The following is a 24884-nucleotide window of genomic DNA, read 5'->3' on the forward strand; positions in this document are numbered from 1 at the left end:
GCCGGTTTGAGCCAGAGCGAATACATTCATATCAAGGGAGCTCGGGAGCATAACCTCAAAAACATCGAGGTTAAGATCCCGCGCAACAAGTTGGTCGTCATAACCGGCGTTTCAGGGTCGGGCAAGTCGTCGCTGGCCTTTGACACGCTCTATGCCGAGGGGCACCGCAAGTACGTGGAGTCGCTTTCGACGCAGGCGCGCCAGGCCATGGACCAGCTGAAGCGTCCGGACGTGGATTTCATTCACGGGCTTTCTCCGGTGCTGGCGATCGAGCAACGCGCTTCCAATGCTTCGCCGCGCAGCACGGTGGCGACGGTGACGGAGATCGCTGATTACGCGCGCCTGCTATGGGTGATTCGCGGCGAGCAGCGTTGTCCGAAGGATGGCGGGGTCATCCAGCGTCAGACCTTGGACGACGCGGTAGACCAAACCTTGAAGTTGCCGGAGCGATCGCGGGCCATGGTGCTGGCTCCCTACCTGAACGCGAAGCCAGCGGTGTTGCGGGAAGAGTTGCCGCGCTTGCGGCAAAAGGGATTCCAGCGGGTGCGTATCGATGGGGAGATCGTCGATGTGGACAGTCCGGAGGCTGCGGCGAAAGGGCGCAGCTCGGTGCAGATGGATATCGTAGTGGATCGTTTGGTCATCGGTCCGGAGCAGCGAAGCCGTTTGGCGGACTCGCTGGAGCTGGCATTCAGCGAAGGCAAGGATCGGGCGCTTGTTTTGTATCAGGAAAGTCGCGACGCGGATTGGTCGGAGCTTTCTCTCAGCCGCAACTTTTCTTGTAGCGATTGCGGTACGGTCTACGAACCGGTGACCCCGCGTCATTTTTCTTTCAATACGGCGGAAGGCTCCTGTCCGGAGTGCGGCGGCTTGGGCGAGACGCGCCGCTTCCTGGACGAGTTGGTGGTGCCCGATCCCACGAAGAGCGTAAAGGGTGGAGCCTTGAAGCCGCTGCGGATTGGCGGGAAGCAGTTGATCATTCGCCACAACGCTTTGCTGCGTCAGCTCGCAGAGCAATTGCCCTTCGACCCGACGGTGCCGTGGCAGGATCTGCCGGAGGAGACGCGGCAGCAATTGCTGCACGGAGTGCCGGACCGGGAGTTCGAGTTCAAGTTGACGCGCCGCAAGACCAAGACGCCGCCGGCTCCGTTCGAGGGGATTATCCCGATTTTGACGAAGGCGGCTCGCGAGACCAAGAGCGACGGTTATCGGGCTCGCTTGATGACCTACCAAACGGAGCAGGATTGCCCTTGCTGTCACGGGCATCGCTTCGGTCCGCGCAGCGCGAACGTGTTCGTGGATGGGGTGAGCATGCCGGATTTTTTGGCCATGGATATCGAAAGGGCGTATGCCTTCGTGTCGGGGCTGGATCGATCGGGCAGCGATGTATCGACCTACGGCGAGGTGATCGAGGGGATCGAGTTTCGTCTGCGCTTCCTCAAGGAGGTGGGGTTGGATTACCTGACGTTGAATCGTGGATACAGTACGCTTAGCGGCGGAGAATCGCAGCGGGTACGCCTGGCGACGCAGCTGGGCATGAGCTTGATGGGCGTGGTTTACGTGCTGGACGAGCCCAGTATCGGCTTGCACGCCAAGGATAATAAGAAACTGGTGGAGACGCTCAAGGAACTGCGCGACGTGGGCAACTCGGTGGTCGTGGTCGAGCATGACGAGGAGATGATGCGAGCGGCGGACCATTTGATCGAGATCGGTCCGGGCGCAGGTCTTTATGGGGGCGAGCTCCTCTATGAAGGGAAGCCGGAGGATTGCAGGGCTGCCAAGGGAGGCGACCGGTCTACGGGCGCTTATCTTTCGGGCGAGCAAAGCCTGTCTCGGTCGGCCAAGCGGCTGGAGCCGCAGGAGCGTTGGATCGAGATCAAGGACGCGTCGCACCACAATCTGAAGGGGGTGACGGCTCGAATTCCGGTGGGGCTTTTGACCTGCGTGACGGGTGTCTCGGGCTCGGGGAAGTCGACCTTGGTCAACCAAATCCTCGCCAAGGCTGCGGCTCGCAAGTTGAACCGGTCCAAGGACATTCCAGGAGCCCACAAGGGAATCGAAGGGCTTGAGCATTTCGAGCGGGTGGTGCGGGTTAGCCAGGAGCCGATTGGGCAGAGTCCGCGTTCAAATCCGGCGACCTATACGAAACTGTTCGACGCTTTGCGGGATCTTTATACGAAGGTGCCTTTGTCGCGAACGCGTGGATACAAGGCAGGACGCTTCAGTTTCAATGCTCGTGGCGGGCGTTGCGAACGTTGCCAGGGGCAAGGGGCGATCAAGTTGGATATGCTCTTCATGAGCGACGCGTATGTGGAGTGTCCGAGTTGCAATGGGAAGCGTTACAACCGAGAGACGTTGGAAGCTCGCTACGGAGGCATCAATATCGCGGAGGCTTTGGACCTGTCGGTGGACGAAGCGTGCGAGAAGTTTAAGAACGTTCCCCGCATTATCGAGAAGTTGAATACGCTCGAGCAAGTGGGGCTGGGCTACCTCAAGCTCGGGCAGGCTGCCAATACCTTGAGCGGGGGCGAGGCCCAGCGCTTGAAGTTATCGCTGGAGCTTTCCAAGCGCAACAGCGGCAAGAATCTCTACATTTTGGACGAGCCGACTACGGGGCTGCATTGGGCGGATATCCAGCGTTTGAGCGACTTGCTGTTCCGCCTGCGGGACCAGGGAAATACGGTGGTGGTGATCGAGCATCACTTGGATTTCATCAAACTGGCGGACTGGGCCATCGACTTGGGGCCGGGGGGCGGGAGCCGCGGCGGAGAGATCGTTTATGCGGGCCCGGTGGACGGGATGGCCGATTGCGACCGCTCGGAGACGGGCAGCGCATTGCGGGCGGAGGGGTGAAGCATCCCAGCGGCGCCGCGGATTTGAGGTTGCGGAGATTCGGGTAAAACCTAGTTTAGGGAGCGTTTTGTTACCCACCCAAGCTGCTGACTCTTTGAATCCCCGATCGCGCAGCCGCAGTACCTTGCTGATCGCTTTGGCGGTGCAGGTTGCGGTTTTGCTGGTGTCTGTGTTCGTGATCGTGCGGGACGATCCGGTGGCGGAGCCGCCGGCATTCTCGGGGGAGCGGGTGGTTGCGGTAGCGCGTCCGGAGGCGAAGCGGCTGGATCGGGTTCGCGAATTGAGCCGTCGCATGTCGAAGCCGAAGAGTTTCCAGCGCTTGGCGGTCGAGCAGGAGTTTCAGAACGATCTGCCTTCCTTGCCCGCTTTGCCCGAGGGGGCGCTTGATTTGGATAGCGTGGAGGGGGCTTTTCTCTCGGAGGCGCAGGCCTCTTTGGCGGATTCGGGCTTGATGGGCTTGGCGAGTTCCTTGAGCGGCGGGGAGTCTGCAGCGGCGTTTTTCGGCGTGAAGGACAGCGGGCGCCGCATCGTGATCGTAGTGAATACCTCGGCTTCGGTGGTGCGGAAGGCGGCGTCGCGGGGCGTGAGCATCGAGCGGCTGCAGGAGGAGGCGGTCCAGCTGGTGGAGGGCTTGGAGGGCGGCACCTTGTTCGGGATCGTCCAGTTCAGCCAGGGCACGAAGTTGTTCTCCGAATACATGGCTCCGGCTCTGGTGAAGAACAAGCGGCAGGCGAGCGAGTGGATCCGCAGCGAGCTGAAGGGGAACCCTAAGATCGTAGCGGGAGCCTTGTTGGGGCACGAGGCTGCTTTGGCGGCAGCCGTGGCCCTGCAGCCGGACTTGATTTTCTTGGTGACGGACGGGTCGCTCAATCGTCGGACTGCGAAGGCCGGCGGCGGGTATGCGTATCCGAAGATCTCCTTCGACCAGCTGCTGGCGTTCGCGGACCGTGAGGTTTTGCGGTCGGGTGCGAAGCCGCGCTTGCACGTGGTCGGCTTCGAGCTGGGCGAGGCCGAGCGCGAGGGTTTGGCCCGATTGGCGAAGCGTTTCGGCGGTTCGCTGCGAGAGCTGTAGCTGGGCCTATTGGGGGAAGGCTGCCCGCCAGAGGGCCACTTCGCCGGGGTGTCCGTGCTGGGAGAGTTCGTCCTCGATTTGGGCGAGGCTGGGCTCGTCGACGAGGTGCCTCGGGTCGCCCGGGAGTTGGGGCAGGGTGGCGCGGGCGAGGGCCCAGCAGGCCCAGGAGCGCCACTTGCGTTGCAGGCGTCGGGGCTCGCCGAGGCGGTCGGCGTAGTGCTGGAAGTGCACCCGCGGGTTGCCGAGGAAGGCGCCGATTGGGGCTTGTTGCAGAAGGGAAACGAGGGGGGCGTAGGGGAGGGGCCATTCCTGCAGGACGGGCTCGCTGCCGTCGAGGTCGGCGCCCCAAGCCCGGTCGAGGCAGAGGATCGCTCGAGCGGGAAATCGTTGCAGCCAAAGGTGTTGCCCGTACTTCAGGCAGGTCAGGTAGAAGGCGGAGCTGCGCTCGTCGGCTCGGAAGCGGTTGAGGGCTCGCCAGTCCATTCCTTGCTCGGGGGCGGGGAGGTTGGGGAGGGGCTTGAGCGGTGGCGATGCAGGCATGGTAGAGTGTTTTCCTAGTGTGACGCTCGCGCAAACTCGGTGTTACGGGAAGGTTTCCGGCAAGGCTTGTCGCTGAATCGACAATCTCTGGAGAAAAGAAGCAATGATTTGTTGCAAGGGTTCTAAATATCGCCGTAGGTGGTGGCTTTTCAATCAAGCCTCGGTCCGAAGGACTGACAAAACCCGTCGACAGAACACACATCACGCTTCCAGACACATCTCATCTTTGCCATGCCGACGAAGATCGTTCCGGATTTCCTCCAGTCTCGCGATTGGACCTACACAAAACCCTCTGCCTAATCGATGAGCGACCCGATTAAACACGAGTGCGGTATCGCCCAAGTGCGTCTGAAGAAGCCGCTTGAGTACTACCAGGAAAAGTATGGCACCCCGCTTTGGGGCTTCTACAAGCTCTTCCTCCTGATGGAGAAGCAGCGCAACCGCGGTCAAGACGGCGCGGGGGTCGCAGCGGTCAAGTTCGACATGCCAGCGGGCGAGCCGTACATGTTTCGCGAGCGCAGCGTCAAGTCGAACGCCTTGGATCGCATCTTCAAGGATACGCTCAAGGGCTACCAGAAGCTGATTCGCAACGGGGAAGTGCTGCCGGACTACGTTCCTTCTATTAAGAAGAACTTCGACTTCGCGGCGGAGCTTTACATGGGGCATTTGCGCTATGGCACGTCCGGCGGCTATTCGCTGAGCGTTTGCCATCCGTTTTTCCGTCGCAGCAGCTGGCCGACCAAGAACCTGATCCTCGCGGGCAACTTCAACATGACCAATACGAAGGAGCTCAACGAGAGCCTCATCGCCATTGGCCAGCACCCGATTTTCGCGACGGATACCCAGGCCTTGCTCGAAAAGGTCGGCTTCCACTTGGACGAGGCCCACGACAATCTTTACCGCTACCTTCGCGACGAAGGGCACAGCAACGACGAGATCGCCGAAAAGATCCTCACTGGCATCGATATCCCGAAGGTGTTCCGCAAGTCGGCGGAGTCTTGGGATGGCGGCTACGCTCTGATCGGGGCCATCGGCAACGGGGACAGCTTCATCCTGCGCGATCCGCTGGGCATTCGCCCGGCCCATTATTTCGAGGACGACGAAGTCTTCGCCGCCGCTTCCGAGCGAGCTCCGCTCATGACCATCTTCGATAAGAAGCTGGAAGACATCAGTGAGGTGCCTCCGGGCAACATTATCGTCATCAACAAGGCGGGCGTGGTGACGCAGGAGGTGTTCAAGGAGCCTTATCCGGAGCCCAAGCAATGTTCCTTCGAGCGCATCTATTTCTCCCGGGGCAACGACGCCGACATCTACAAGGAGCGTAAGGCTCTAGGCGGCGGCCTTTGCGAGCAAATCATGGCCGGCATCGACCGCGATCTCGAAAACACGGTGATCAGCTTCGTGCCGAACACTTCGGAGGTCGCCTACTTCGGCGTGCTGGAGGAGTTGCGTTTGATTCGCCGTCGCGAGGTTCGCGACCAAATCCTGCAGGCCATGGAAAAGGGCGAGCTCGACGCGGATAAGCTCGACGAGTTGGTCATGAAGAACTGGCCTCGCGGCGAAAAGATCGCCCACAAGGACCAGAAGCTGCGCACCTTCATCTCCTCCGAGGACTCTCGCAACGAGATGGCTTCCCACGTCTACGACGTGACTTACGGGATCGTTACCGAGAACGACAATCTTGTCTGCGTGGACGACTCCATCGTGCGCGGCACCACGCTGCGCAAGTCGGTCTTGAAGATCCTCGGCAGCCTCGAGCCCAAGAAGATCATCATCGCTTCCACCGCTCCGCAGATCCGCTATCCCGATTGCTACGGCATCGACATGTCGGAGTTGGGCAAGTTTATCGCCTTCGAGGCGGCTATCGAGTTGCTCAAGGAGCGCGGCAAGAAGGACGTGATTTCCGAGGTTTACCGCAAGTGTCTCGACGCGGAGAACGGCGAGGCTCCCAACACGGTGAACTACGTGCAAGAGATCTACAAGCCGTTCACCGATGACGAGATTTCCGCTAAGATCGCCCAGCTGGTGTATCCGTACGATACGGACTGGAAGGGCGAGCTTCAGGTGATCTACCAAACGGTGGAGAACCTGCACAAGGCCCTCGATGGCCACGATGGCGACTGGTACTTCACTGGCAACTACCCGACTCCGGGCGGTTTCCAGGTGGTGAATCGCGCCTTTATCAACTACTACGAAAAGGCCAAGGGCCGCGCTTACTAGGCGTTTCCGGATTAAACTTGTTTCCTATCCTCACTAAAGATGGCTGCTAAGAAAAAAACAAAAGCGTACGCTGAAGTAGGCGTTAACATCGATCTGGCCGACCGCATGAAGGGCGGCCTCAAGCAATCGCTCAAGAGCGCTTCGCGCCCCGAAGTTCTTGGCGCGGTGGGCGGTTTCGGCGGATTGTTCGACCTGTCGAAGTCCAAGTACAAGGAGCCAGTTCTCGTTAGCAGTATCGATGGAGTGGGTACGAAGCTCAAAATCGCTTTCGAATCCGGCAAGCATAAGAGCGTGGGGCTCGATATCGTAAACCACTGTATCGACGACATCTCCGTGATCGGAGCGGAGCCGCTCTTCTTCCTCGACTACCTCGGTCTCGGCAAGCTCGAGCCAAAGGTCTTCAAGCAAATCCTAGCTGGGATCTCGGAAGCGTGCGCCGGCGCGAATTGCGCCTTGATCGGCGGCGAGACGGCGCAGCTCCCCGATATGTATTCGAAAGGTGAGTACGATATCGCAGGTGTGATCGTGGGTATCGCCGAAAAGAAGAAGATGCTTTCCGGTTCGACCATTCGTCCGGGCGACGTGGTGATCGGCCTGCCTTCCAGCGGTCTTCACACCAACGGCTATACGCTCGCTCGCAAGGTGATCTTCGATAAGGCCAAGCTCACGCTCAAGGACAAGGTTCCCGGCACGCGTCAAACGATCGAGAAGGCCTTGATGGCGCCGCATACCAACTACGCTCCGTTGCTGCAGCCGCTGCTCGCCAAGTTCAACCAAGGTACCTCTTCCAAGGTGCGCAAGGGCAACGGCGTCTTTGGCATCGCCCACATCACGGGTGGTGGCTTCACGGGGAACATTCCGCGCATCCTTCCCGAGAAGGTGGACGTGGAGATCGAGACTTCCGCTTGGGAGCCCCTGCCTATCTTCAAGCTTATCGGCGAAAAGGGCGGCATCGACTTCGACGAGATGTACGAAGTGTTCAACATGGGCATCGGCATGACGCTCGTGGTGGACGGCAAGCAAGCCGACGAGATCCTCGAGTTCTGCCATGCGAACGGCTGCAAGGCGGTCAAGGTTGGCCAGGCTATCAAGGGAACCGGCAAGGTTCAGCTTAAGAAGTAGTTCGCGCTCTTCCGCTTTTCTTTATTTGGAACCGCAGCTCGCAAGGGCTGCGGTTTTTTCGTGGAGCGATGTCGCGAGCCGCGGCGCTGGCCCGGTCCCGGCGTTTTGGCCCAGAATGTAGTAGCAACTGGCGGGAGAGCGGACATGCTTCTGCAAGCCGATGAAAACCTTTTTCCACCTATTGCTATCGCTTCCGCTCGTTTTTCTATTTTCGTGCTCCTCTCAGCCGGAGCCAGAGCCGGAGAGCCAAGTCTCGGGCTCGAAGTGGCTGATCGGCGACACGGGCGGAAATATGTACGACGTGCTTGCGTATCCATTAACTGAGGACGAGCTCGCGTATTTCGAAGCGTCCTTGCCTTTGCTGGAAAAGGCGGCGGCGAAGCATTCGGAGCTTTGGTTGGAGATCGCCTACGAAGAAGATCCTTCGGTTGTGGCTACACAGGGAAAGGTCTGGTCGTCTGCGGGCTTGTTAGGGCGCGATGTGATCGCGGTGAACTTGAAGCTTACTTTCCTGAGCGAATTTGCCACGGCGGAAGAGGAGATGGAGCTGGATATGCGCGAGAACCTCGCCTGGTTGGAGGGGCGGCTTGCGGGCGAGGACGCGAATCCGGAGCTGTTTGAGGCGGCGGATACGATTCGCATGATTCTTGGCGTGATCGTAATCAACCGGGAGGCTGGCGCCTTCGCGTTCTATAAGGAAAACCAAGCTCGCATCGAAGCGGCGCTTGACCGCTTTACCGCCATTGGCGAACAATAGCCTTTAACCCGCAACCCATTTATTATGCTCGTTCACACAGTTCTCTTTAACCTCACTCCCGGAATGAGCGACGAACAGGTCGCTGCCTTTGAGAAGGGCTTGAATTCTCTCGCTACCATCGACGTGGCGAAGGCCTGCTACATCGGCAAGGTCGCCGACACGGCGAAGCGTCCGGTCGTGCAGACGGACTGGGACTACATGCTGACGGTGATCGTGGAGAATGTGGCGGACCATGACATCTACCAGGACCATCCGATTCATCACGCTTTCATCGCGAACCAGAAGCAGTTTTTCGCCAAGGTTCGCGTCTTCGACGGCGAGTAGGGAAGCCGTGGCGTGGAGCTTTGACCCGCGTCCGCATTGCAGGATCCGTTTCCTGTGGTCGCGGGCTGAGGCTCGGCTATGGGCGCGATCCGATTTTTGAATACGTGAGTGACGCTCCGGTAACATCCACCGGCGGCGTTTTATCGTACCTTGACAGTTTTGGGGCTTTGGGTAGAAAGTACTTCCCCATGGAAGCTGCCCTTATGGAACCGGTCTTGGTCTTGAACCGGTTATGGCAGGCGGTGAATGTTATCGCCGCCAAGCGCGCCTTTTCGCTCCTCGCGAGCGGCCATGCGCAAATAGTCCATGCGGAAGACGAGAACTTCGAAGTCTTCAACATGATGGATTGGGTCGATTTTTCTCGGCACAATCCACCTGCTAGCGAGCTGGAGCTCGTCCACACCGTAAAGTTTCCGATTCGCGTTCCGCGGGTGATCCTGCTCTCGGTCTTCGATCGGATGCCGCGCAAGGAAGTGAAGCTGACCCGGCACAACGTATTCGAGCGAGACAAGTACACCTGTCAGTACTGTTCGAAGAAGATGCCTTCCGAGGAGCTCAACCTGGACCATGTGATTCCGCGTCACTACGGCGGAAAGACGACTTGGCAGAATATCGTTTGCTCCTGCGTCAGCTGCAATTCTCGCAAGGCGAACCGTTTGCCGCACGAGGCGAAGATGCACCTGATCCGCAAGCCTTCGGCGCCGAAGTGGCGTCCGGTAATCAATTTGGTCACTCGCGGAAAGAAGCAGGAAGCGTGGAAGCATTTCCTCGATCTCGCTTACTGGAACGTGGAGCTGGAGAAGTAGCGCTCGAGGCGCGGCGGGCAGCGAGCTGCTGTCTCCTAGCGAAAGGAGGCGCGGCGGAGCCGGTCGTTGATGGCGAGTCCTAGTCCGAGCTCGGGGGCTTCTTCGGCAATGATTCGCTGGTAGCCGGCTTCGTCGAGCTCGCGGAGCTTGGCGAAGAGCTTGGCGGCGATTTCGCTAAGCTTTCCGTTTTCGGAGAGCCAATGCACGTTTTCGCCGACGGCTTGCTTGGGTTTGGCCAGCAGGAGGGCAGCGGTTTGGGGCGGGAGCGCTTCGATCTCCTGGGCGGCGATGCCGCCCCGCAGGTCGAGCGGGGTGCGGGGGCTGTAGTGCTTCGGCAGGGACCCGGGGGCGAGGTGCTGCACGGATTCGTCGGCGGTGGTGACGATCGGCTTTTCGATGGAGCGGCCGAGTTCGGCTTCGATTTCTTCGACCGCGAGGGCTCCGTAGCGAAGGACGCGCGGGGAGTTTTCGTCTCGTAGGTCGAGGATGGTGGATTCGACGCCGAAGGAGCAGGGGCCGCCGTCGAGGATGAATTGGATCTTGGATCCGAGTCCGGCCTCCACGTGCTGAGCGGTGGTGGGGCTGATGTAGGCGAAGGGGTTGGCGCTGGGGGCGGCGAGAGGGAACTCGCACTGGGCTACCAGCTTTTGGAAGTCCGGGTGGGCGGAGCAGCGGACGCCTACGGAGTCGAGTCCGGCGGTGACGATGTCCGGGATCTCGTCCTTCTTGGGGAGGACGAAGGTGAGCGGGCCGGGCCAAAATCGTTTGGCGAGGCGGATGGCCAGTGGGTTCGCGTGGCAGATTTGCTCGAGGGCTTCCGTGCCGGCGATGTGGCAAATCAGGGGATCGTTGGCGGGGCGCTGCTTGGCCTCGAAGATCTTGGCGCAGGCTTCCGCGTCGAAGGCGTTGGCTGCGAGGCCGTAGACGGTTTCGGTAGGAACGCCGACGAGACCCCCAAAAAGTAAAAACTTACGCAAGTCGCGTAAGTTTTCCTCGGTAGGTTGGAGTATGTTCGCCATGTATGCAGGGAGCGAGCGGGCCAACCAGGTCCCGCGTGTGTGGCAGTTGCGACGCTGGGCGCGTCGACTACTTCATCAAGCGCAGGTTGCGTGCGCGCTTGATTGCCTTGGTGATCTTACGCTGCTGTTTCGCGTTGATGCGGTTCATCTTGGCAGGGATGATCTTGCCAGTCTCGGTCACGTAGCGAGCGAGAATGTGAGCGTGGTGGTGGTCCAGCTCTTGTGGCGTGAGGCTTTGTGATTTTTTCTCTGTGCTCATAAGGAACGGCGGAAACTAGGCCTTCGGGACCCCTTGTCAACAACGGAAAGCGAGATTTTCTCGGCAGCTAATTCTTTACAGAAAGAGTCTCATCCTGCAGAAATTTGCCTCTCTAGCCATTTTGACGGCTGGCATCCCTGGGATCATAGTTCAACGGATAGAACAAGGGTTTCCTAAACCTTAGATCTGGGTTCGATTCCCGGTGGTCCTAGTGGGGGATGCGGTGAGGTAGCGTGGATATGTCGATTAGGATTCTTTGGGCTTTCCGGAGCTTTATTCGGTGATGCGTTCTTGGCTTTGGGGGTCGAAGAGGTGGGCTTTTTCGGTTTCGAAGGCGAGTTGGGTTGCGGTGTCTGGCTCGAAGCGGCCGGTAGGAGGAATGCGGGCGACGAGCTTGTGGGAGCCGGTCAGGAGGTAGAGGAAGGTTTCCGAGCCCATGGGTTCGGAGTTGTCTACGATGGCGGGGATGCTTGCGGCGGGTGCGGCTTGGGGGGAAGACAGCATCTTGATGTGTTCGGGGCGGATGCCGAAGACGATTTCGCTTCCGATGCGTTTCTGGGCGAGGCGGGAGAGTCGGGCGTCGAGCGGAACTTGGATGCCGGCGGTTTGGCCGTCGTTTTCCTGGAAGACGAGCTGGTCGCCGCTTTTGGCGACGGTGCCGTACAGAAGGTTCATGGGAGGGCTGCCGATGAAGCCGGCCACGAATAGGTTGGCGGGTTCGTTGTAGACGGCGAGCGGGGTGTCGACTTGCATGATCTCGCCCGCGTTCATGATGCAGATGCGGTCGCCCATGGTCATGGCTTCGACTTGGTCGTGGGTGACGTAGATCATGGTGGCGTCGAGGCTCTTGTGAAGCTTGGAGATCTCGGCCCGGGTGGAGACGCGCATCTTGGCGTCGAGGTTGGAGAGGGGTTCGTCGAAGAGGAAAACCTTGGGCTTTCGTACGATGGCTCGGCCGACCGCGACGCGCTGTCGTTGTCCGCCGGAGAGGGCTTTGGGCTTGCGGTCGAGCATGTCTTGGAGGCCGAGCATGGAGGCCGCTTCGCCGACGCGGGCCTTGATTTCGTCTTTCTTGTACTTCCGCAGCTTGAGGCCGAAAGCCATGTTGTCGTACACCGTCATGTGGGGGTAGAGGGCGTAGTTTTGGAAGACCATGGCGATGTCGCGGTCTTTGGGGAGGGTGTTGTTGACCACGGTTTCGCCGATGGCGATGGTGCCGTCCGTGATCTCCTCCAGTCCGGCGATCATGCGCAGGGTGGTGGACTTGCCGCAGCCGGAAGGGCCGACGAGAACCATGAACTCTCGATCTCGGATCTGGAGGTCGATGCCTTTGACCGCTTGGAACGCGGGGTTCTTGCCGGCGGCGGGGTAGGTCTTGGACAAGTTCGAAAGGGTGACTTCTGACATGGGGATTGGGATCGGCTTTTGTGGTTCGGTGCGGCGGGTCGAGCGACGTGGCTGCGTCGCTCGCGTGTGTTTTTGGCGGTCGTTGCCCGCTTAGAGCATGGGGATGCCGCGCTTGCAGAGCTGGACGCAGAAGCCCCAGGGGTCGCGAAGCATGACGAGGTGGGAGCCGTCGTCGGTCTTAACCTCTTCGGCGAAGGTGGCGCCGGCCGCTTCGAGGCGGGCTCGATCGGCGTCGGGGTCTTCGGATACGAAGGCGAGGTGGAGGATGAGCGGATCCATGCTCCGGTAGTCTGGGACTTGATCGGTCGGGTTGTTGTAGATTTCGACCATGACGGAGCCGGTGGAGTCCGCCAGAAAATGGGTAAAGGGAGCTTGGTCCAGCTTGCGGGCGATACTCATGCCGCAGTTGGCGACATACCAGGCGGCGAAGGCCTGGGGATCCGATACGTTGATTGCGAAGTGTTCGATTTTCATAGCAAGGGTGGTTTTTGTTTAGGAAAAAGGGAGGGGGAAGATCTAGGCGGCTAGCTCGCTTGGGTATCCGAATTTTGGATTCGGAGTAGGTGGGAGTAGACTAGGCCTGAAAGGGAGTCGCAGACGAGGGAAGGGCTTGGATCGGGCGGGGAGTTGCATGCGGTGTTTGGACTATTTGTGGGGAAGCGTCTGGGTCAAGTTCGCTATGGGCGTGGCGAGGGGCTGAGCCGCTTTTTAGTAAGAATAAACTTAGCCTTGGGATGGACTCTGGAGTGGCTGCAGTTTCATTGGCCGCATGCCCACGAAACTGTCCTCGACTTCCCTCGCTTCCGAGGCGCGTATTTCCTTTCCCTTGAAGGTCGCCTATGGGGCGGGGGCGTTAGCTAACAATTTGTTGGGGGCGGCGATTGGCATGATGTCGATCGTTCTGGTGACGGGCTTGAAGATGAATCCTGCGGTGGTGGGGCTTTTGATGGCGATCCCGCGGCTGACCGATGCCCTTACGGATCCGTTGATGGGCTATGTCTCGGACCATACGCGATCGCGGTGGGGGAGGCGGCGTCCCTTTATCTTCGTGGGGGCGTTGGTTTCGGGGCTCGTTTTTGCCCTGCTTTGGCAGCTGCCGTCTGGATACAGCGAGGCGTTCTACTTTTGGTATTTCTTGCTCGGGTCGATCTTGTTCTACCTGGCCTACACCGTATTCGCAACGCCTTGGGTGGCGATGGGCTACGAGCTTACGCCGGACTACAACGAGCGGACTCGCTTGATGGGAGTGGCGAACTTCATCGGCCAATTCGCTTGGGTGGCGGTTCCTTGGTTTTACGCGATCATGGAGAACGACTCGCTTTTCGAGGATTCGGTTGCGGGCGCTCGCGGTCTAGCGATCGGGGTGGGCTGTTTCGTGGCCGTGGTGGGCGTGGTGCCGGCTCTCTTTTGCAGGGAGCGTTTTGCGGAATCGGATGCGTATCCAAAGCGTGAATGCAAAGCGGAGGGTGGTTTCTTGTCCGGTTTGCTCAGGCAGGCGCGCTCGTTTGGCAAAGGCTTTTGGGCGACGATTCGTTTTCGACCGTTCCTGAAGCTTTGCGGGGCGACCTTTTTGGTCTTCAACGGCTTCATGATGGTGTCGGCCTTTTCGTCTTACGTGATCATCTATTATGTATTCGCTGGGGATCAGGATTTGGGCGCGCGGTACATCGGCTGGTTCGGTACGGTCTCGTCCATCAGCACCTTTTGCGTCATCTTTTTGGTTACTTGGGTCTCTACTCGGATCGGGAAGCGGCGGACTTTTTTTCTTTCGACCGGGATCTCGATTCTCGGCTACGGCTTGAAGTGGTTTTGCTACGACCCGAGCAATCCGAACCTTTTGCTTTTGCCTGCTCCCTTGATCGCATTTGGACTCGGCGGCCTGTTTACTCTGATGGGGTCCATGGTGGCGGACGTTTGCGATCTGGACGAGATGGAAACGGGAGAGCGGCGGGAGGGCATGTATGGGTCCATCTTTTGGTGGGTGGTCAAGCTGGGCATGGCCTTGGCGCTTTCGTTTTCTGGCGTGCTGCTAAACGTGACGGGCTTCGACGTGGAGCTCGGCGGCGGACAAGGGGATGGAACGTTGCTGCTCTTGCGCGTATTCGATATCTTGGTACCTGTAGTCGCTTCGGCAATCGCGATTTGGATCATGGTGACCTATGGCTTGACGGAAGCGAAGGCGTTGGAAATCCGGAGGGAGCTGGAGAAGCGCCGCGGCGCGGTTTCTTGAGGCTCTCCGAGATGGGGGGAGCTCTCTCTATAAAAAAAGGAAGCGGCATCGCTTCGAAATGAAGGCGAAAGCCGCTTCCCTCGAGATGGTGGGCATTGCCCTCCGCTTGCTAGCGGAGAACGACGAGGAGGTCTTTGGCTTCGATGCTTTCGCCGACTTCTACGGTGATGCGGTCGACGGTTCCGTCGGTTTGCGCGTAGACGGTGGTTTGCATCTTCATGGCCTCGATGGTGAGGAGCTTGTCGCCCTTCTTGACCTTGGTTCCGACGCTGGTGGATATGCTGCAAACCATGCCGGGGATGGGGGCGCCGACTTGCTTGTCGTTCCCGGGGACGGCTTGCTCCTTCGGCTTGGCGGTCGACTGTATCGACTTGTCCAATACGGATATGTCGCGGGCTCTGCCGTTGAGCTCGAAGGTGATGTGGCGGTAGCCTTCTTCGTTGGGGTCGCCGACGTTGATGAGCTTGATGTAGAGGATTTTGCCCTTTTCGATTTCCACCTCGATCTCTTCGTTGGGCTTGAGGCCGTAGAAGAAGGCGGGAGTGGGGAGCACGGATACGTCGCCGTAGCTCTTTTCGAATTCGCAGAATTGGGCGAAGACGTCCGGGTACATGAGATGGCGGAAGAGGTCGTCTTCGCTGGCCTTGCGTCCCAGTTTTTTGCTGAGGGCTGCCTGTTCCTGCTTGAGGTCGATTTTTTTGGCGTAGCTTCCGGGGCGTCCTTTGCGTGGCTTAACGTCGCCGAGGATGACTTTTTGCACGGCTTTGGGCCAGCCGCCCTTGGGTTGTCCCAGACCCCCGGAAAGCATGTCGACGATGGAGGCGGGGAAGCTGGAGCCCGGCTCCAGGTTGACTACGTCTTCGACTTTGATGCCGCGGGTGACGAGGAAGATGGCCAAGTCGCCCACGCATTTGCTGGAGGGGGTTACCTTTACGATATCGCCCAGGATCTGGTTGACCTCCTCGTAGGCTTGCACGACTTCCGGCCAGCGGCGGCCGAGGCCGAGGGAGAAGGCTTGTTCGCGCAGGTTGGTGTATTGTCCGCCCGGCATTTCGTGCTCGTAGACTTCGGCGGATCCGAACTTGGGACCGGTGTCGAAAGGCTCGTAGTATTGGCGAACCGCTTCCCAGTAGAGGGAGAGTTCGTTGAGGGCGCGTTGGTCCAGCTTGGTGTCGCGGGGGTGTCCGGCGAGAGCAGCTACGATGGAATTGAGATTAGGCTGGGAGGTGAGTCCCGACATCGACGATACGGCGAGATCGACGACGTCGACGCCCGCTTCGGCCGCCTTGATGACGGAGGCGGATGCGATGCCGGAGGAGTCGTGGGTGTGGAAGTGGATGGGGATGCCGATCTCCTGCTTGAGGGCTTTGACGAGCTTGGGGATGGCGAAGGGTTTGCAGAGTCCGGCCATGTCCTTGATGGCGAGCATGTGGGCGCCCATTTTCTCGAGCTCTTTGGCGAGCTCGACGTAGTACTTGAGCGAATACTTGTCGCGCTTCGGGTCGTCGATGTCGCCCGTGTAGCAAATGGTACCTTCGCAAAGGGCGTGCGTTTGGCGTACCGCTTGCATGGCTACCTTGAGGTTGGGAAGGTAGTTGAGGGAGTCGAAGACGCGGAATACGTCCATGCCTGCTTCCGCGGCATGCTTGACGAAGGCGCTTACGACGTTGTCGGGGTAATTTGAATACCCGACTGCATTCGCTCCGCGCAGGAGCATTTGGAAGAGGATGTTCGGCGTTTTTTCGCGGAAGGAGCGAAGGCGTTCGTAGGGACACTCCTTGAGGAAGCGCATGGAGGTGTCGTAGGTGGCGCCGCCCCACATCTCGAGGGAGAAGAGGTTGGGTAGGTTTTGGGAAACCGCGTCGGCGCAGTTGAGCATGTCCTCCGTCCGCATGCGGGCGGCGAAGAGGGACTGGTGGGCGTCTCGGAAGGTGGTATCCGTGACCATGAGGCGCTTTTGCTTGAGCAGCCATTGCGAGAAGCCGTCGGCGCCGAGCTTGAGCAGTTGGTCGCGAGTGCCCTTGGGCTTGGGTTTGCTGGGGTCGTAGCTCGCTCGCAGGAGCGGGAGCTGCATGCTGGGGACGGGGCGGCCTTTGACTTGGTCGTTGCCGTTGACGATGGTATCGCCGAGGTAGTTGAGCAGTTTGGTGGCTCGGTCCTTGCGGGGCTTGAATTCGAACAGCTCCGGCGAGGTGTCGATCATGGTCGTGGTCGCTTTGCCCGACTTGAACTGCTCGTGGTGGATGACGTTTTCGATGAAGGGGATGTTTGTCTTTACTCCGCGGATACGAAATTCGCGCAGGGCTCGGTCCATGCGGCTGATTGCGTTTTCGAAGGTGGAGGCGAAGGCGGTGACCTTGACGAGGAGGGAGTCGAAGAAGGGGGTGATGACGGCTCCGGTGTCGCCCATGGCTCCGTCGAGGCGAACGCCGAATCCGGCGGCGGAGCGGTAGTTGACGATGCGGCCGTAGTCGGGGGTGAAGCCGTTGGCGGGGTCTTCGGTGGTGATGCGGCTTTGGATGGCGAAACCGTGGCAGGGGATCTGGTCTTGCGGCGGGATGTGGATTTCGGGGCCGTGCAGCTTTTTTCCTTGGGCGACGAGGATCTGGGAGCGGACGATGTCGACGCTGGTCACGATTTCGGTGACGGTATGCTCAACCTGGATACGCGGGTTCATCTCGATGAAGAACCATTCGTCGGTGTCGCAGTCGTAGAGGTACTCCACGGTGCCGGCGTTTTGGTAGCCGATCTCCGAGGCGAGGCGGACGGCGGCGTCGCAAAGGGCTTGGCGCATTTGGGGGTCGAGTCCGATAGAGGGTGCAATTTCGACGACTTTTTGGTGGCGGCGCTGCACGGAGCAGTCGCGCTCGTAGAGGTGGACGACGTTGCCGTGGCGGTCGCCGAGGACCTGCACTTCGATGTGCTTGGCTCGCTCGATGTAGCGTTCGAGGAAGACGGCGTTGTTGCCGAAGGCGATTTGGGCTTCGTTTTGGGCTTCTTCGAGCAAGGGGAGGAGGTCCTTCTCCTGCTTGACGACGCGCATGCCGCGGCCGCCTCCGCCGAACGCGGCCTTGATGATGAGGGGGAAGCCGATCTTCTTGGCGAGGCGGGCGGCTTCCTTGGGGTTGGAGATGGCGTCTTGGGTGCCGGGCAAGGTGGGGACCTTGGCTGCTTCGGCGGCGGCTCGAGCGGCGACCTTGTCGCCCATCTTGTCGATCAGTTCGGCGTCGGGGCCGATGAAGGTGATGCCGGCATCGCGGCAGGCCCGGGCGAAGGTAGGGTTTTCGGAGAGGAAGCCGTAGCCGGGGTGGATGGCGTCGGCCCCGGATTCCTTGGCGACCTTGATGATGGACTCGATGTCGAGGTAGGCGGCGACGGGGCCTTTCCCTTCGCCGACGAGGTAGGCTTCGTCGGCTTTGAAGCGGTGCACGCCAAAGCGGTCGTCGTGGGAGTAGATGGCTACGGTGCGTAGGCCCAGTTCGGTGGCGGAGCGGAAGATGCGCACGGCGATCTCGCTACGATTAGCAACAAGTATTTTTTTCACAGACAGGGGGGATGGGTTAGATTGGGTATATAGAGTCGCATGATCGGGCTCATTAGAGAGAGAAGCTGTCTTGGCTGAGAATTCAACGTGAATCCGTTCGCTGCTGCCGGATAAAGGGCTGACAGTAAATCATATGCGGGCAGGGGCGGGCGAATCGAGCTCGAGGTCCTTCCTTTCCCTGGCCGGAGCGGGGCTGGGCTTGTATCCAGAGGGCGGGCACTGGTCGCGCGCGGAAGCGTTTCGCGGCAAGGCCCTTTGTTGGATCGCTGCCTCGGCGCACAAAAAAAACCGCGGCAATCGCGGTTTTTAAAAGTGGTGCCCAGAAGAGGACTCGAACCTCCACGCCTCGCGGCACATGAACCTGAATCATGCGTGTCTACCAATTCCACCACCTGGGCAGGTGTTGAGAAGGGCGAAACGAAAAATGAATTGGCGGCGGTGCGCAAGCTGGAATTTGCGGGAGTGGCGATGTTGCGCGGAGCCCGGGCGAGGCGGAGCCTTTGGCCGGCTATTTGTGGGCGGCCTTGGGCTTGGTGGCTCCGCAGCCGCAGCTGCCTGCGCAGGAGGATCCGCTGGCGGCCTTGCGTCGCTTGAGCAGGTAGCGTCGGCCGAGGTAGGCTCCGGCAAGGAGTACGATCAGGGCGACGACGAGAGGTTCTGCGGTGCTTTCCATTTGTCCAAAATGCAAGTTGACTTCCGCTAATCTATACTGAAACTCGGTCTCAACAAGCATCAAATCCTTAAACGCAGCATAAAAAATTGAAAACGCTAAACGATCTAACCCAGGGACAGTCTGCTCGCATCGCGTGTTACATGCCGAAGTTTTCGGCGGCGAGGCGCTTGATGGAGTTGGGCTTGATGCCTGGCACGACGGTTCGTTTCGTGAAGGCGGCCCCGCTGGGGGATCCAATTGCGCTGGAGGTGGACGGTCGGCATCTGAGCCTCCGTCGCGAGGATGCGGCGAAGATCACGGTGCAGGCGCTTTAGCTTTCGAGTCTCGACGTATTTAGATTGTGGCAACTGAAAATATCCCGTCTGAGGGCGGAATGGTACGAATCGCTCTTCTCGGAAATCCGAACACAGGTAAGAGCACCCTTTTCAATTGCCTCACGGGGCTTCGCCAGAAGGTCGGCAACTATCCGGGCGTAACGGTCCAGCGCAAGGTGGGGCGCATGATCTACGGCAAGAACATCGCTGAGATCATCGACTTGCCCGGCACCTACAGCTTGGCGGCGGATTCGCCGGACGAGCGTGTGGTGGTGGATGCTTTGCTGGGCGAGATGGAGACGGTGGAACGTCCGGACTTGGTGCTGTTTATCGCGGACGCGACGAACCTGCAGCGCAACTTGTTCCTCGCCTACCAGACTGCCCAGCTGGGAATTCCCATGGTGGTGGCGGTGAATCATTGGGATTCGGCTCGCAAAAAGAACATCAGGATCGACATCGCGGGCTTGAAGCAGGCTTTGGGTGTTCCGGTGGTGCCGATTTCGGCTGCCCGGGCGGAAGGCATCACCGAGCTGAAGGAAGTGGTAGCGGCGGCTTTGGTATCCAAGCCGCACTTGATCGAGGCGAAATGGCCGGAGTCGGTGGAAAAGGCCTTGGATGCGGCGCGAGCGGCGCTGCCGGAATCGGTGCGCGGCTTGGCGTCGCGGGCTGTCTTGCATCGTAGCGTTTTCGACGAGGACCGCAGCTTTTTCGTGCGGCATGGAGTCTCGCCACAGCAAGCTTCTGCGGCGATCGATGCTGGTCGCCAAATGCTTTTCAAGGGCGGCTTGAATCCGGGCAATGCGGAGACGGTGCTTCTCTATCGCGAGATCAAGGAGCGAATCGCTCCGTGTATTGAAATCGATACTACGCGTTCGAGCAGCGGGAGCGAGTCGATCGACTCGATCTTGACCCATAAGGTTTGGGGCTTGTTCGCGTTTCTAGGCCTGATGTACGTGGTGTTCCAGTCGGTCTACAGTTGGGCAGGGCCCTTCATGGACCTGATCGACGCCGGCAAGGGAATGATCCAAGATCAGGTGGGCAGCTGGCTCGTCCAATGGCCGATGCTGCAGAGCCTGGCCACCGACGGCATCGTGGAAGGTGTCGGCGCGGTGTTCATCTTTTTGCCACAGATTTTGATCCTGTTTTTCTTCATCACTTTGTTGGAGGATACTGGATACATGGCGAGAGCGGCCTTTTTGATGGATAAGCTCTTTAGCTGGTGCGGATTGTCGGGAAAGAGTTTCGTGCCGCTGCTTTCGAGCTACGCTTGCGCGATCCCGGGTGTGATGGCGACGCGTACGATTCAGGATCCGAAGGCTCGAATCATTACGATCCTGCTGGCTCCGTTCATGAGCTGTTCGGCTCGCTTGCCGGTTTACGTTTTGATGATCGGGGCTTTTATCGAGCCGAGCTATGGGGCCGCTGTAGCGGGAGCGACCTTGTTCGCGATGCACTTCGTGGGGCTCTTGGTTGCGATGCCGTTCGTGTATGTGGCGAACAAATACATCCTGAAGATTCCGCCTCAGACCTTCGTGTTGGAGATGCCTTCCTATCAGGTCCCGAAGGTGCGCGACGTTTTGCTGCGCATGTATAATCAGGGCAAGGAGTTCGTGAAGAATGCCGGTACGGTGATCTTTGCGATCACGATCGTGATTTGGGCGCTCTTGTATTTCCCGCGCAGCGAGGAGGTGGCCGAGTCCGTGACTGCTGATTTCGCGGCGGCCCAGGCTTCGGAGTTGGGTGTCGAGCAGGCTGAAGCGCTGGCCTTGCTCGAGTCGGACGAGGAGCTGGCCGATGCTTTGGATCGCAGGATCGCGTCGGCCTACGTCGAGCAGAGCTACCTAGGACGTATTGGAAAAACAGTACAGCCGGTGTTTGCTTGGGCGGGATTCGACTGGAAGATCACGGTAGGCGTGATCGCGAGTTTCCCGGCCCGCGAGGTGATTATCTCGACGCTCGGCATTATCTATAGCCTCGGGGGCGATGTGGACGAGGAGAGCGGCGATTTGCGCGACGTGATGGCGAACCAGAAATGGCAGGAAGGGGAGAAAGCGGGGCAGCCGATCTTTACCATTCCAGTGGTTTCGGCGATCATGGTCTTCTTTGCCCTTTGCCAGCAGTGCGGCGCCACGGTGGCGGTGATTTCTCAGGAGACGAGCTGGAGGTATGGCCTGTTCTCTTTCGTCTTCATGACGACTCTAGCGTGGATCGCGGCAATCGTGGTTTACCAAGTGGGCAGTTTATTGTGACGATGAACGCGCAAGCTTGCAGGGAGGAGCGGGAGGTTTCCGCTGCTCTGAGGCTCTGCTTGAGCTGAAAGTTCCGAGCTACAGCGAAGATGGCAGGGATCGAGCAGTTAGGAGTGAACGCTTTTAGGCGGCGGCTTGTAGCTGGCTCCTTTCCGGTGTATCCAGATTTGGATGCCGCTCTGGCGGGCTTGCAGTTCGTGCAGGCGGATCCGATCCGCTGTCCGGCGCGGGCCCAGGATTTGATGTTGCGACAGCGGGTGGCTGCTTATCTGGCCGGGGATTTGGAGGCTCGTTTTCCGGAGATGTCGGCGGAGGAGGGCTATCTTTTCGCTTATGGCATTATGACTCCTGAACTTTGGCGAAGCGTGCGCGGCGGAGGTAGGGCGAAGCTGGACAAGTTGGAGCGTGCTGTGCTGGACGCGGTCGGAGAGTGGGGCGAGGCGCATCCGCGAGACTTGGACGAGCGTTTCGGCACGGCGTCGGTGCGGAACTATTGGGGCGGCAAGTCGAAGGCGAGCAAGCGGGTTTTGGAGGATTTGCATGACGCTGGCCTCTTGCGGGTTTGCCGGCGTGAGAAAGGGGTGCGGGTTTATCAGGTGCCGCCGGCGAGCGATGCTTCGGAATTGTCGCCGCGTGAGCGCTACCGCAGTCTTCTCCTTGCTACGGCTCACGTCTTTGGACCGACCTCGGCTCGCTTTTTGATTTCGGAGCTCGGCTACCATCGGAGTTTGCTGGCGGCGCGGCGCGAACGCCTGGAGGTTTTGGACGGTTTACGGGAGGAAGGCATTCTGCAGGAGCTGGTGGTGGAAGGGGTATCTTATGTTTGGATACGCGACGAATGGATGAATGAGGAAGTGCCGGAGCGGGCGCGGATTTTAGCCCCTTTCGATCCCTTGGTGCGAAATCGGGAGCGCTTCGAGCAGGTTTGGGGGTGGACCTATCGTTTCGAGGCGTACGTGCCCGCGGCGAAGCGGGAGCGGGGTTATTACGCGATGCCGCTGCTCTGGAAGGATCGGGTTCTGGGGTGGGCGAACGCGAAGGTGGAGGCGGGGCACTTGAAGGTGGCGCTTGGATACGTGGGCAAGCGTCCTCGCGAGAAGGCGTTTCGCTTGGCAGTGGAGAATGAGGTGGAAGCGCTGGCCAAGTTCCTTGGGCTTGGGAGCGGGGCTTGGGAGCTCGCGTTTTAGTTGGATCGACTTCCCGATTGGCGACGGAGAAGGGGCGTTGCTGCTGTATCGGTTTTCTGAATGCACGAAAAAGCCGCGACCCTGGCGGGACGCGGCTTGTGGTTTTATAAAATTGTTTTGGAAGGAAGGGCTTAGAGCCACTTCAGCACCATGCGAACGTAGTAGGTGGTATCGAGTTCCTTCTCGGTTCCGATGACTTCGCTGTTGTAGTCGAAGTTAACGCCGGTACGGATGCTCCATCCTTCGGACTTGAGCGGCAAGTTGAGGCTCGAGTCGTAGACGAGGCGGAAGTTGCCGAAGTCTTCGAGGGTTGGCGTGTAGGTCGCGCGGTTGGTCCAAGTGCCCCACTTGAAGGTTTCCTTGTGGGAGAGGCCGAGGTCGAAGCTGGCGGCGCTTAGGTCAGTCTTGACGCCGTAGTTCTCGGAGAGGTAACCGAGACCGGCACGCATGCTGAGCTTGCGGGTGTCGGTATCGGAGAAGACGTATCCGAAACCAGCTGCTACGGTGAAGAACTGGTCGATGTCCTTGATGGCGTCGTAACCGAACTCGGTGCGTACGTACCAGTTGTAGCTTTTGCCGAAGTTGTTGGAGTAGTCGACTCCGCCGCGGGCCTCGTCGGCGCTCTTGTCGCCGTCTACTTCCTGGAAGTTGGCGCGTGCAAAGAAAGCGAGGGTGTCTTGCTGGCCGGCTAGGGTGGCGCGGAATTGCGTGCCCATGCCAGTGGAGTCCTTGTTGCCTGATTTGCCGGTGAGGTCGAAGGCTGCTTCATAGGCCCACTTGCGCTCGGCGGCGATTTGGGTGGGGCTCTTTTGGCCGGGCATCCAGGTTTCGTCGATGGAAGCGACGGTGCTGGTTATGGTGCCGTTGGCGCCTCGTACGACGAGGGTTCCGCCTTGGCCGCTTACGGGACCTTGGACCACGGTGCCGTCTTCGAGGGAGAGGGCGACGTCTTCGTCGGTGTTGATCGACTCGACCAGCTTTTGGTCGATGGTGATCTTGCCCGCGAAGTCCGTCTTGACGGTGATCTTGCCGCCATCGATGCCGAGGATCTTACCGGTGATGGTAGAGCCGTCGGTGGTGACGATCGTGTCTGCTGATGCGGCACTTACGAGAAGGGCTGCGGCTGCGCTGAGAACTGATACTAGTTTCATGATTGTAGTAGGTATTGTGAAGATTGCTGGGTCAAACAAAGGGCAAAGACGTAAAAGTCCAGTAATAGATCGATGTTTCCTCGGTTTGTAGTTCGCGAGTTTGGATGGAGGCGGGGCTGGGAAATGTCACAAATATTTGAGTCCTTTTTTTTGAGGCTCCATGGGGCGAGGGTGGAAAAGGTGGCGGGAGAATTCGTTTGGCGCGGCGCAGTCCGGCTCCTACTGTCCGCGTTTCCAACTGGGAAAGGCCCATATGACAGAACAACTTGAAGCAATTTGGAAATCACTCCGGGAGGAAGCGGAAGCTGCCGCGGACTCGGAGCGGTTGTTGGTGGCCTATCTGCAGGAGACGATCCTCGGGCAAAAGTCCTTGGAGGCGGCCTTGAGCTACACGCTGGCCTCCAAGCTGAAGGACGAGATCTTGCCGAGTATCACCCTGCGCGACCTTTTCCTGGAGATTTTCGAGGAGGACGAAAAGTTGCGGGAGGCGATCCGCATCGACTTGCAAGCGGTTCGCGAGCGGGATCCGGCGGCGAACGGCTACCTTTCGCCGTTCTTGTTTTTCAAGGGCTTCAGCGCCTTGTCCGCCTATCGTTTCGCGAACCACCTTTGGTACGACGAGCGTCGGCCGCTGGCGCTCTACCTCCAGTCGCTCATTTCGAGGACGTTTGGGGTGGATATCCATCCGGCCGCGACGATCGGCAAGGGGATCTTGATCGACCATGCTACGGGCGTGGTGATCGGGGAAACTGCGGTGGTGGGGGACAATGTCTCGCTGCTGCACAACGTGACCTTGGGCGGCACCGGCAAGGAGCGTGGCGATCGTCACCCGAAGGTGGGCAACGGCGTTCTGATCGCTGCTGGGGCGAAAGTCTTGGGCAACATCACGATCGGCGAGGGCGCGAAGATCGGCGCCGGCAGCGTGGTGCTGCGCTCGGTGAAGCCGCATTGCACGGTGGTGGGCGTGCCGGCCAAAGCGGTGGGCACCTGCGGGGAGTCCTCTCCGGCGCTGGGCATGAACCAGCAGATCGACGGCGGAGACGCCTTGAGCGAAGAGCCGCTCGACTACCAAGTTTAGCTGTCGGCTGAACCAATTGGTATAGAATATTTGAATACAAGAAGGGCAGCGACCGAGGTCGCTGCCCTTTTTTGTGGTT

The 24884-nt window shown here is 59.4% G+C and carries 20 protein-coding genes and 2 tRNA genes; 13 read left to right on the forward strand and 9 right to left on the reverse strand.

The window, feature by feature from the left end; translation table 11 throughout:
* Positions 1–6 precede the first annotated feature (6 nt).
* Together uvrA and QEH57_RS13700 are read left to right on the forward strand one after the other, a co-directional pair.
* Positions 7–2853 (forward strand): excinuclease ABC subunit UvrA, encoded by a 2847-nt coding sequence (gene uvrA / locus QEH57_RS13695; RefSeq protein ID WP_309007317.1) that lies wholly within the window; start codon positions 7–9, stop codon positions 2851–2853.
* Between the two features lie 94 nt (positions 2854–2947).
* On the forward strand, positions 2948–3925 hold the full coding sequence (locus tag QEH57_RS13700) for a hypothetical protein (RefSeq protein ID WP_309007318.1): 978 nt from the start codon (positions 2948–2950) through the stop codon (positions 3923–3925).
* 6 nt (positions 3926–3931) lie between these two features.
* On the opposite strand, the gene QEH57_RS13705 is transcribed toward QEH57_RS13700, so the two are convergent.
* Positions 3932–4465, reverse strand: a complete 534-nt coding sequence (locus QEH57_RS13705; RefSeq protein WP_309007319.1) for a hypothetical protein — start codon at positions 4463–4465, stop codon at positions 3932–3934.
* 303 nt (positions 4466–4768) lie between these two features.
* Here QEH57_RS13705 and QEH57_RS13710 point away from each other — a divergent pair, with 303 nt between their 5' ends.
* The 5 genes from QEH57_RS13710 (at position 4769) to QEH57_RS13730 (ending at position 9694) form a co-directional block, all read left to right on the forward strand.
* Complete coding sequence (locus tag QEH57_RS13710; RefSeq protein ID WP_309007320.1) at positions 4769–6685, forward strand: amidophosphoribosyltransferase; 1917 nt, start codon at positions 4769–4771, stop codon at positions 6683–6685.
* 39 nt (positions 6686–6724) lie between these two features.
* Complete coding sequence (gene purM / locus QEH57_RS13715; protein WP_309007321.1) at positions 6725–7807, forward strand: phosphoribosylformylglycinamidine cyclo-ligase; 1083 nt, start codon at positions 6725–6727, stop codon at positions 7805–7807.
* Positions 7808–7967: 160 nt separating this feature from the next.
* Positions 7968–8564, forward strand: a complete 597-nt coding sequence (locus tag QEH57_RS13720) for a hypothetical protein (RefSeq protein WP_309007322.1) — start codon at positions 7968–7970, stop codon at positions 8562–8564.
* Between the two features lie 24 nt (positions 8565–8588).
* Positions 8589–8888, forward strand: coding sequence for a Dabb family protein (locus QEH57_RS13725; RefSeq protein WP_309007323.1), 300 nt, complete (start codon positions 8589–8591; stop codon positions 8886–8888).
* A 188-nt stretch (positions 8889–9076) separates the two neighbouring features.
* Entirely contained in the window at positions 9077–9694 is a 618-nt protein-coding gene (locus tag QEH57_RS13730; protein ID WP_309007324.1) for an HNH endonuclease, read from the forward strand.
* 35 nt (positions 9695–9729) lie between these two features.
* Here the strand turns inward: QEH57_RS13730 and QEH57_RS13735 are convergent, their stop codons facing one another.
* Positions 9730–10713, reverse strand: a complete 984-nt coding sequence (locus QEH57_RS13735) for an L-threonylcarbamoyladenylate synthase (protein ID WP_309007325.1) — start codon at positions 10711–10713, stop codon at positions 9730–9732.
* 67 nt (positions 10714–10780) lie between these two features.
* The gene (gene rpsR, locus QEH57_RS13740) at positions 10781–10972 is read right to left on the reverse strand and encodes a 30S ribosomal protein S18 (RefSeq protein ID WP_309007326.1); all 192 of its coding nucleotides are present in this window, start codon (positions 10970–10972) and stop codon (positions 10781–10783) included.
* Positions 10973–11111: 139 nt separating this feature from the next.
* Here rpsR and QEH57_RS13745 point away from each other — a divergent pair.
* Positions 11112–11183, forward strand: a tRNA-Arg gene (locus tag QEH57_RS13745).
* Between the two features lie 62 nt (positions 11184–11245).
* Here the strand turns inward: QEH57_RS13745 and ugpC are convergent.
* Positions 11246–12379, reverse strand: coding sequence for a sn-glycerol-3-phosphate ABC transporter ATP-binding protein UgpC (gene ugpC / locus QEH57_RS13750; protein WP_309007327.1), 1134 nt, complete (start codon positions 12377–12379; stop codon positions 11246–11248).
* Between the two features lie 90 nt (positions 12380–12469).
* On the reverse strand, positions 12470–12853 hold the full coding sequence (locus QEH57_RS13755) for a VOC family protein (RefSeq protein ID WP_309007328.1): 384 nt from the start codon (positions 12851–12853) through the stop codon (positions 12470–12472).
* 295 nt (positions 12854–13148) lie between these two features.
* Between QEH57_RS13755 and QEH57_RS13760 the strand changes: the two genes are divergently transcribed.
* Positions 13149–14609 carry an MFS transporter gene (locus QEH57_RS13760; RefSeq protein WP_309007329.1) on the forward strand — a complete coding sequence of 487 codons (1461 nt, stop codon included), beginning with the start codon at positions 13149–13151 and terminating at the stop codon, positions 14607–14609.
* A gap of 109 nt (positions 14610–14718) precedes the next feature.
* On the opposite strand, the gene QEH57_RS13765 is transcribed toward QEH57_RS13760, so the two are convergent.
* The 3 genes from QEH57_RS13765 to QEH57_RS13775 form a co-directional block, all read right to left on the reverse strand.
* Positions 14719–18153: a pyruvate carboxylase gene (locus QEH57_RS13765; protein WP_309007330.1), complete on the reverse strand. Its 3435-nt coding sequence runs from the start codon at positions 18151–18153 to the stop codon at positions 14719–14721.
* A gap of 313 nt (positions 18154–18466) precedes the next feature.
* Positions 18467–18551: transfer RNA gene (locus QEH57_RS13770), tRNA-Leu, on the reverse strand.
* Positions 18552–18661: 110 nt separating this feature from the next.
* Positions 18662–18826: a FeoB-associated Cys-rich membrane protein gene (locus tag QEH57_RS13775; RefSeq protein WP_309007331.1), complete on the reverse strand. Its 165-nt coding sequence runs from the start codon at positions 18824–18826 to the stop codon at positions 18662–18664.
* Between the two features lie 86 nt (positions 18827–18912).
* On the opposite strand from QEH57_RS13775, the gene QEH57_RS13780 reads away from it, so the two are divergent.
* The 3 genes from QEH57_RS13780 to QEH57_RS13790 all read left to right on the forward strand — a co-directional run bounded on the left by QEH57_RS13780 (position 18913) and on the right by QEH57_RS13790 (position 22576).
* Positions 18913–19140, forward strand: a complete 228-nt coding sequence (locus tag QEH57_RS13780) for a FeoA family protein (protein WP_309007332.1) — start codon at positions 18913–18915, stop codon at positions 19138–19140.
* Positions 19141–19199: 59 nt separating this feature from the next.
* Positions 19200–21389, forward strand: a complete 2190-nt coding sequence (feoB, locus tag QEH57_RS13785) for a ferrous iron transport protein B (protein WP_309007333.1) — start codon at positions 19200–19202, stop codon at positions 21387–21389.
* Between the two features lie 89 nt (positions 21390–21478).
* Positions 21479–22576, forward strand: a complete 1098-nt coding sequence (locus QEH57_RS13790) for a crosslink repair DNA glycosylase YcaQ family protein (protein ID WP_309007334.1) — start codon at positions 21479–21481, stop codon at positions 22574–22576.
* Between the two features lie 131 nt (positions 22577–22707).
* Here the strand turns inward: QEH57_RS13790 and QEH57_RS13795 are convergent, their stop codons facing one another.
* Positions 22708–23727, reverse strand: a complete 1020-nt coding sequence (locus tag QEH57_RS13795; RefSeq protein WP_309007335.1) for a DUF481 domain-containing protein — start codon at positions 23725–23727, stop codon at positions 22708–22710.
* Between the two features lie 253 nt (positions 23728–23980).
* Between QEH57_RS13795 and cysE the strand changes: the two genes are divergently transcribed.
* Entirely contained in the window at positions 23981–24805 is an 825-nt protein-coding gene (gene cysE, locus QEH57_RS13800; protein ID WP_309007336.1) for a serine O-acetyltransferase, read from the forward strand.
* Positions 24806–24884 lie beyond the last annotated feature (79 nt).

The organism is Pelagicoccus sp. SDUM812005 (assembly GCF_031127875.1).
Classification (GTDB): domain Bacteria; phylum Verrucomicrobiota; class Verrucomicrobiia; order Opitutales; family Opitutaceae; genus Pelagicoccus.

Bases quoted from the DNA above. Each gene is read 5' to 3' on its own strand.
- cysE (WP_309007336.1), top strand. From the start codon at position 23,981: ATGACAGAACAACTTGAAGCAATTTGGAAATCACTCCGGGAGGAAGCG.
- QEH57_RS13790 (WP_309007334.1), top strand. From the start codon at position 21,479: ATGGCAGGGATCGAGCAGTTAGGAGTGAACGCTTTTAGGCGGCGGCTT.
- QEH57_RS13705 (WP_309007319.1), bottom strand. From the start codon at position 4,465: ATGCCTGCATCGCCACCGCTCAAGCCCCTCCCCAACCTCCCCGCCCCC.
- purM (WP_309007321.1), top strand. From the start codon at position 6,725: ATGGCTGCTAAGAAAAAAACAAAAGCGTACGCTGAAGTAGGCGTTAAC.
- QEH57_RS13710 (WP_309007320.1), top strand. From the start codon at position 4,769: ATGAGCGACCCGATTAAACACGAGTGCGGTATCGCCCAAGTGCGTCTG.
- QEH57_RS13725 (WP_309007323.1), top strand. From the start codon at position 8,589: ATGCTCGTTCACACAGTTCTCTTTAACCTCACTCCCGGAATGAGCGAC.
- QEH57_RS13730 (WP_309007324.1), top strand. From the start codon at position 9,077: ATGGAAGCTGCCCTTATGGAACCGGTCTTGGTCTTGAACCGGTTATGG.
- feoB (WP_309007333.1), top strand. From the start codon at position 19,200: ATGGTACGAATCGCTCTTCTCGGAAATCCGAACACAGGTAAGAGCACC.
- QEH57_RS13795 (WP_309007335.1), bottom strand. From the start codon at position 23,727: ATGAAACTAGTATCAGTTCTCAGCGCAGCCGCAGCCCTTCTCGTAAGT.
- QEH57_RS13720 (WP_309007322.1), top strand. From the start codon at position 7,968: ATGAAAACCTTTTTCCACCTATTGCTATCGCTTCCGCTCGTTTTTCTA.
- QEH57_RS13760 (WP_309007329.1), top strand. From the start codon at position 13,149: ATGCCCACGAAACTGTCCTCGACTTCCCTCGCTTCCGAGGCGCGTATT.
- QEH57_RS13775 (WP_309007331.1), bottom strand. From the start codon at position 18,826: ATGGAAAGCACCGCAGAACCTCTCGTCGTCGCCCTGATCGTACTCCTT.
- ugpC (WP_309007327.1), bottom strand. From the start codon at position 12,379: ATGTCAGAAGTCACCCTTTCGAACTTGTCCAAGACCTACCCCGCCGCC.
- QEH57_RS13735 (WP_309007325.1), bottom strand. From the start codon at position 10,713: ATGGCGAACATACTCCAACCTACCGAGGAAAACTTACGCGACTTGCGT.
- rpsR (WP_309007326.1), bottom strand. From the start codon at position 10,972: ATGAGCACAGAGAAAAAATCACAAAGCCTCACGCCACAAGAGCTGGAC.
- QEH57_RS13755 (WP_309007328.1), bottom strand. From the start codon at position 12,853: ATGAAAATCGAACACTTCGCAATCAACGTATCGGATCCCCAGGCCTTC.